An 8,260-nucleotide genomic window follows, 5' to 3' on the forward strand; every position below is an offset into this window, starting at 1 on the left:
AATGCTGTTCTTCAATCTGTTTAAAGAAAGATTCAAAGAAACTTTCTTTATGTAAAAAAAGGTAGCATAAACGTAATATATATCTGACTTTAATTTTTTATATTTGCGACTTGAAACAGAATTTAATATTTAATTAACACTATCTATTAACAAAACAAAGAATTATGAGAAGACATCTAATTCATTTCCTGTTGGTGGCCGTATTGTCGGCATTCAGTGCCGTAGCATCTGCCCAGACCACAGTGAAAGGTCAACTTGTTGATGCAGAAACGGGTGAACCGTTGGTGGGAGCTGCCGTAATGGTAGTAGGTACTGCTCAGGGAACAGTGACTGACATTGACGGTTATTTCAAACAAGATGTGGCCCCAAATGGCACATTATTATTCAAGTACGTAGGCTATAAAGACCTCCAGAAGAAAATTGCCCAAAAAGGAGGTACGGTGGATTTGGGAGCGGTTCAGATGTATGCGGATGCAGTAGCATTGAACGACGTGATAATCACCTCTCAGGCTATTGCCCGTAAAACTCCGGTAGCTATGTCGACCATTGCTCCTTCTTATATTGAAGAGCGTATCGGTACGGCAGACTTTCCGCAAATATTGAAGTCTTCTCCCGGTGTGTACGTTAGTCGTGGCGGTGGTGGTTTTGGAGACTCCAAAGTGAACATTCGCGGTTTTAAGTCGGAGAACGTGGCTGTATTGGTAAACGGTGCCCCCATGAACGACATGGAGTGGGGAGGCGTTTATTGGAGCAACTGGGCCGGTTTGACCGACGTATCAAGCAACGTGCAGTATCAGCGCGGTTTAGGTGCATCCAAAGTATCTGCTCCTTCGGTAGGTGGTTCTATCAATATCGTGACCAAAGCCACAGATGCCAAGAAAGGTGGATTTGCCAGCTATGCCGTAGGTAATGATGGATATAATAAGGTGTTGTTCAGTGTTTCTTCCGGTTTAACGAAAGATGGTTGGGCATTTACCCTTTTGGGTGGTAAGTCTTGGGGAGACGGTTATGTGCAAGGTACCGAATTTGAAGGCTACACTTATTTTGCCAGCCTTGCCAAACGTTTAGGAGACAATCATCAGGTGTCTTTGACTGCTTTTGGTGCTCCGCAATGGCACAACCAACGTAGTAACTATGACGGATTGACCATCGAAGGATGGCAACAAGTACAGAAGTACATGCAGCCGGGCGAACAATATCGTTACAACCCCACTTATGGTTTCGGTAAGAATGGCGAACGCAAGACTTCTGCCCGCAACAAATATCATAAGCCTCAGATACAGTTCAATCACTCTTGGCAGATTGACAGTAAATCTTCTTTGAACAGTATGCTCTATATGTCCATCGGTGATGGATATGGCTATAGCGGTCAAGGCACCAGCGCTTATTCCAGTGCATGGTATGGCAGTTCGGACGGTGTCCTGAGTACCACATTCCGCAATGCGGACGGGACATTTGCTTATGATAAGATTCAGGAAATGAACGAACAAAGCACAAGCGGTTCGCAGATGGTGATGTCCACATCGAAAAACCTGCATAAATGGTATGGTTTGCTTTCTACTTATACGAAAGAACTGAACGACCAGATCAACTTCTATATCGGCATTGACGCCCGTTACTACATCGGTACACATACCAATGAAATCATCGATCTTTATAACGGCTCTTATTACATCGACCGTTATCGTAAGAATGTGAAGGCTGCAAATTTTGCCGGAGCGGGCACTGATGCCTTTAACTATAAAAAACTTACTGTAGGCGATGTTGTATATCGCGATTACGACGGACACGTATTGCAGGGCGGTGTGTTCGGTCAGGCTGAATATGACAACGACAAGCTGACAGCTTTTGTTTCCGGTTCTATCAGCGAAGTAAGCCAATGGCGTTACGACCGTTTCTATTATGATGAGGCTCATGCTAAATCGGATAAAGTAAATAAGTTGGGCTTCACGATCAAGGGCGGTGCCAACTATAACTTGGACGAACACAACAATGTATTTGCCAATGTAGGCTACATCAGCCGTGCTCCTTACTTCTCCGGCGGTGCATTCCTTTCTTCTACGGTGAGCAATGCCGTGAACAAGGATGCCGTGAACGAAAAAGTGTTGAGCTTTGAAGTGGGCTACGGATACCGTTCTCGCATATTTACAGCCAACTTGAATGCTTACCATACTATATGGAAAGATAAGACAATGGCTCGTTCTTTCGATTATACAGATGCTGATGGCAATCTGGACCGTGCCATGGTGAATATGCAAGGTGTGAACTCTACTCACCAAGGTGTTGAGTTGGAGATGAATTATAAACCCGCAACATGGGTGAACTTTACCGGTATGTTGTCTGTCGGCGATTGGCGTTGGACCAATAACCCGGTAGGTTATTTCTACAACTCGGGTGGACAGCCTATGACCAAAGACTATAAGGTAGCTTCTGGTATCGGTGCCGATGATCATGCAACGATGTTGATTGGTCAAAAAGATGTTATGGAAGGTGGATCTGCACAGACCACGGCAGCCATTGGCGTCAATCTATTCCCGATGAAAGGTCTGCGCTTGAGTCTTGATTGGAATTTCTATGGTCGCAACTATGCCGACTATGCCGTACAGAGTAACGACATTTCCCTTGGAGGAGAGAAAATCTATGAGACTCCTTGGCGTATTCCTTCTTACTCTACTGTTGATTTCAGCGGAAGCTATGCTTTTGAAATTGCCGGATTGAAAACTACTCTTTCAGGTAACATCGAGAACCTGTTCAACCAAGAGTATATCAACTCTGCATTCGATGGCGGTGACCATACATGGAAAACTGCTTACCGTGTGTTCTACGGTTTCGGACGTAATATGTCTTTAAAGCTTAAAGTAAATTTCTAAAAGAGGGAGATATGACAATTATGAAGAAATATATTTGGGCGTCTATGTTTGCGGCGATAGCCATGCTGACCGGATGCGATTATAATGAAGACAACTTTGAAGGTTATAATGATATCAAGATAACCGATGTTGCCCAATATGAAGGAGAATTTACCGGCAACTATCCCGGTGAAGGCTATTTTACCGACAAAGCTTCTTTGCAGAACGCTTTGAATGCCATGTTGAAAGCTAAGTTCCCTTATTGTGATAAAGGTTCTTCAGCCAAGGTCAGCGTGAACTACGGTGATATCACCAAGGATTTTGAAGAGGTGAAAACGGATGTAGAATATACATTGACTACCGAAGATTATGATGCCATGGGCACTGAAAAGGGGCAGCCGGGCAAGTATGATAACTTCGATTCCAGCATGGATATAGATACTTATCTCAAAGCTTTCTGTGAGACTAAGTTCGCCGATTTGGCGGTGGGCAAGATTGTTGGCATTTCTTATAAATATTATGCTGGATCTGTTTCCATTTTGGTAAAGGTATATCAGAAGACTGCTGCCGGTTGGAATGTATACAGCAGCTTCACTCCTGACAAGAAATATACCTTGTCTGATGATGATTATGTTTCCATGGGTACCGAAAAAGGAGAGCCGGGCAAATACAAGAACTTTGATGCCAATATGGATATCAATTTCTATCTGCCCATCTTCTTGAGAAAGGCTTTCCCTTATACAAAGTCGGGGGCTACTTGTGAGATTTCTTATAAGTTTTATGCTGATAAGAAAACAACAGTAAAGACGGCTCTGTATAAATTTGATGGCAATGTATGGACTGCTTACGACCCGTTTGCAGAAGTGCTGACCGTATCAACGAAGATTGCCGAATTGACCTATGACGGTGCAACTTGGAACATTGTCAGATTATTGGGAGGTACAAAGGTTATTACTATGGCCGAAGCTGATTATCAAGCTTTAGTTGCTTGGGTAACTGCTAATAAGCCTGCTTTCTTGAGTACTCAGAATGCAGCGCAGGAGGAATATTATTTTGGTTCTTCAAGCAAATACAATAACATCAACAATAAATATAATACGTGGAAAAACTATTATAATGTTGACGGTTATCTGACAGGTAAGTCAGACGAAGAGGTGCAGGCAATCATGGACCAACGTATGGCCGAGGGTATTGCAAACATATTACTTCCTTCTTGGGTGGATACTCCGGATTCGGGAATCAGCTACATTGCTGTATATAAGGTATATGGCGGACGTGGCGACGGTCTTTATGGCATGTCGTTCATGTACAACGAAGAAACGAAGAAGTTTGAAAAGACAGCCGGGCCTGTGAAGCGCTAAAAAACGGACTTATTAATCAGCGAAAGGGAGTAGCATTTTACGCTGCTCCCTTTTTTTCTAAAAAGATAAAATGAATATGAAGAAGATGTTTAAGATATTGTTTTGGCTGGTTTCTGCTTTGCTTGTAGGATGTGGTTCGTCGGACGAACCGGATATTCCACTTCCAAAGGAAAAAGTCATTGAAAGTACGGAGGTTGGCTCTGCGAAATTGGTCATGCTGGGATATTTGGATAATGTTACCGCCGGGGGCATGTTGCAACCCGAAGGTTTCGCCACGCCGGTATATATCAAGGACCGGAAGTTGTGCGGCACCGATTATACCTTTGCCGTTTGCAGCAAGGTGGAGCGTTTGGACGCGATGCCGGATTTCTCTACGGCTTCAGACTGGAGAGAGACATTGGAACCTACGGAAGGAGTAACGGCATGGGTGCGTTATGTCACGGCTTCCTATTACGGTTATGTCAAGCTTCGCGTGGCGTATATTGACGGGAACAAGGTTGGAGTGGAGTATAAGGTAGCCTCCATGCAAAAACGTCCGGATATAAACTCTATTGAGCTTACGGAATCAGGTGCCAAGGCTTTTGTGCTGAAAGGCTATGCTGGCGGTGGTGCAACTGCTGAGGGATTATTGCCCGAAGGGCTTGCATCAAGAATCCTTATCGGAAATAAAGAGCTTAAAGGGATGAATTATAGTTTTGCAAAGTACGACGGAGTGTCTAAACTCTCGAATCTCCCGGCTGTTTCTGCGGTGACGGAGTGGAGAACCACTGCACCGATTACAGGGAATTCCGCCTATTGGGTACGTTACACCACGCCACAGGAGCATGTCTTTCTCAAGCTTCGTGTTGCCTATATTGACGGTGATGATGTAGGGGTGGAATATCTACTCTCTTCGCACGAGACGATTGTGAATGAGAATGCAAATGTGGCAACGGAAGGCAGAGCCTATGTGACCGATTATTCCATTCCGCACCTCAATTCCGCTAATTACTATGTGGAGCATACCGTGTCGGTTAATAATCAGACTGTCTTCAATTATGCGTTGGAGTGGAACGATGCCATGAAGCATTCGGCATGGGTCGCTTTTGTTTTCGATAAGACTACGAAACAGGATAACGTGAGCCGTACTGATGCTTGGGATGTGGATCCGCAACTCCCCAAAGAGATGCAAGTGGATAATGAATCTCATAAGAGTGACGGGTTTGATAAAGGACATCTCTGCGCGTCCGAGGATAGGGTATATTCTAAAGAAGCTAATGAGCAGACATTCTATTATAGTAACATGAGTCCGCAGTTCAATTCTTTCAATGGCGGATTCTGGGCGGCATTCGAGAATCGTGTCAGAAAGTGGGGAAGAACATCCTTTGATAAACTGTATGTGACCAAAGGTGGAGCTCTGAACCAACTGCTTGTGAACTATACCGGTGAGAAAAAAGGACAGGACGGCATTATTCCGAAAACCGATGAAAAGGGTCGTACCATACACGGATTGGCTTGCCCAAAATTCTACTATATGGCCGTATTGGGCGAGAAAAACGGTTCGTTTTATGCCATTGGTTTCTGGATAGAGCATCGGGATGACTATGGCTACAAATATGGTGACAATGTTTCAGCCGATGTACTGAAGCAGTATGTGGTCAGCATTGACGTGCTGGAGCAGAAAACCGATCTTGACTTCTTCTGTAATCTGCCGGATGACATCGAGAAGAAGGTGGAGGAAGCATATAGCCTGACCGATTGGGCTTGGTAGAATAGCTGAGACAATGCGGGGACATTGTTGTCAGACTTTAGGTTTAGACGTTAAATTTTAAAAGAAAGAGCCGGGCATGAACTTTGAGGGGTTCTCATGCCCGGCTTTTTATTAGTACTCCACTTCCATGATCACCGGATTGTGGTCGCTGCACAATTCCAGGTTGAGCGAGTAGTAGTCGATACCTTTCAGTGTAGGGGAGTGGAAAATATAGTCGATGCGCAGCAGGCCTTTGCCATAGCGGTAGGTGTGCATGTAACCGTATCCGGCACTGCGGAAACCGTCTTCCAGAAAACCGGTCAGGTAATGGTAGGTGTACGACGACGGAAGTGAATTGAAGTCACCGCATACCAATATGGGGTAGGGGCTTTCTTTGGCATGCTGGCCGATGATTTGCGTCTGCTCCGCACGTTTCACGAAGTTGCCGTGCAGGGTCAGTGCGGCATCTTTTGCCGCATGCATCTCGCGGCGTGTGTCGGCCACTCCTATCTCCTGTTGCCATTTGTGTCGTTTCTGGTTCACATTGGTAGTTTGCAGGTGATTGTTTATCAGACGGATGGTGTCTTCACCCGCCACGATGTCGCACATCATGCTGCCGTTAGAACTTTCCCGATAGGTGATGAGCTGCCGGTCAATGAGCGGGTAGCGGCTGAATATGGCCATGGGGAGTACGTTTTGGGTAGAGTCGTTGTTTGCCATAAGAATGTGCGGCCAGTGCGACAGCATTTTGCAGATGCTGTCCATCGGGAAGTATTCGTTGTCGCCAAACTCCTGAAAGCAAAGCACGTCTACTCCTTCTTGCTCCATGATACGTGCTATCTCTTTACAAGAGTAGCCTGTCACCTCGTAGCCGAAGCCATGTACGTTGTAGGTGGCAATCTTCAGATACTTGCCGTCCGACGTTTTCTCCTTGTCGGCATTGAACTGGATGACCGAGGTGAAATAAGGCCAGTTGAATCCGATGGCTATCAGTGGAACCAAAGCCCAGAATCGGTGCGCCATTGCCCAGCATATCGCCACTATCAGATTGATGATCAGCAGCACCGGTAAGGCCAGTCCCAGCAAGGGCATGATGACGGATTCCGTGGGATTTATGCTCCCCGATTTCCCGGCGGCTATGGTGAGGGCAGCCAGCACTAAAGTGGCAGCTACCAAACAAAAATAAAAAAGTCCTTTAACGGCAGATTTTCCCATGTTGCGTATTTGTAGAGAGCTTGTTCGATATTTGTTTTACTTCACCACGTTCACCGGTTTTCCTTCTTGATAGGCCTTGATATTCTCCAGCATGATTTGCATGAGGCGCTCGCGTGCGGCAGTACTGGCCCATGCTATGTGCGGAGTGATGTAGCAGTTCTTGGCAGTAAGCAGCGGGTTGTCGGCACGGGGCGGTTCTTCGGATAGTACGTCCACACCGGCGGCATAGATGATTCCGCTGTTCAGGGCATTGGCCAGGTCTTGCTCATGGACGAGCGGACCGCGTCCGGTGTTGATGAGGATGGCGGTAGGTTTCATCATGCGGAGCCGTTCGGCATTGACCATCTCGCGGGTGGAGTCATTGAGGGGGCAATGGAGACTGATGATGTCGCATTCGCGGAAAAGTTCGTCCAGCTCCATTTTACGGATTTCGGGAGGGAGTTGGAAGTTTGTCTTGGAAGTGTAGGCACATACCTTCATGCCGAACCCGATGGCGATGCGGGCAGTGGTGTAGCCGGTATGTCCCAGCCCTACGATGCCCAGCTTTTTTCCACGCAGCTCAATGAGCGGTGTGTCCCAGAAACAGAAGTCCTTACTCTGCGTCCAGCGGCCTTTGCGCACCTCTTCGGAGTGATATTGCACCTGCTGGGTAATGTTCAGGATGTGGGCGAACACCATCTGCGCCACCGAGTCGGTGCTATAAGCTGGGATGTTGGTGACAACGATGCCGCGCTCTTTGGCAGCTTCCACGTCGACGATATTATATCCGGTGGCAAGCACACCGATGTATTTTAGTTCGGGCAGTTGGGCCATGTGTTCTGCCGTCAGGACAGTTTTGTTTGTCAACAGAATTTCTGCGCCGGCAGCTCGTTCCAATATTTCGGCGGGAGCGGTACGCTCATAGATGGTACAATTGCCCAAAGCGTGCAATTCATCCCAGCAAAGGTCTCCGGGGTTGACGGCGTAGCCGTCTAATACTACTATTTTCATATTCTTTGTTTTGATATTTTGCAACACTGCTGGGCACTTAATCCCATCTGATTTTCAATTGTTTATAATTTAGTTCTTTGACATTTTTGTAATCGCAATCGGTAAGTATCTCTCTT

The 8,260-nt window shown here is 46.2% G+C and carries 5 protein-coding genes; 3 read left to right on the forward strand and 2 right to left on the reverse strand.

Annotated features, from left to right (window positions below; genetic code table 11):
- Positions 1-164 precede the first annotated feature (164 nt).
- The 3 genes from EV202_RS13765 (at position 165) to EV202_RS13775 (ending at position 5,960) form a co-directional block, all read left to right on the forward strand.
- The gene (locus EV202_RS13765) at positions 165-2,870 is read left to right on the forward strand and encodes a TonB-dependent receptor (RefSeq protein WP_131927473.1); all 2,706 of its coding nucleotides are present in this window, start codon (positions 165-167) and stop codon (positions 2,868-2,870) included.
- A gap of 20 nt (positions 2,871-2,890) precedes the next feature.
- Complete coding sequence (locus EV202_RS13770) at positions 2,891-4,210, forward strand: hypothetical protein (RefSeq protein ID WP_234878306.1); 1,320 nt, start codon at positions 2,891-2,893, stop codon at positions 4,208-4,210.
- 76 nt (positions 4,211-4,286) lie between these two features.
- A complete protein-coding gene (locus EV202_RS13775; protein WP_234878307.1) occupies positions 4,287-5,960 on the forward strand; it encodes a DNA/RNA non-specific endonuclease in 1,674 nt (557 codons plus the stop codon).
- Between the two features lie 111 nt (positions 5,961-6,071).
- On the opposite strand, the gene EV202_RS13780 is transcribed toward EV202_RS13775, so the two are convergent.
- Both EV202_RS13780 and EV202_RS13785 read right to left on the reverse strand, forming a co-directional pair.
- The gene (locus EV202_RS13780; protein ID WP_131927474.1) at positions 6,072-7,154 is read right to left on the reverse strand and encodes an endonuclease/exonuclease/phosphatase family protein; all 1,083 of its coding nucleotides are present in this window, start codon (positions 7,152-7,154) and stop codon (positions 6,072-6,074) included.
- A 36-nt stretch (positions 7,155-7,190) separates the two neighbouring features.
- A complete protein-coding gene (locus EV202_RS13785; protein WP_131927475.1) occupies positions 7,191-8,144 on the reverse strand; it encodes a D-2-hydroxyacid dehydrogenase in 954 nt (317 codons plus the stop codon).
- Positions 8,145-8,260: the final 116 nt, after the last annotated feature.

It is taken from the genome of Prevotella heparinolytica, assembly GCF_004342845.1.
GTDB lineage: Bacteria > Bacteroidota > Bacteroidia > Bacteroidales > Bacteroidaceae > Bacteroides > Bacteroides heparinolyticus.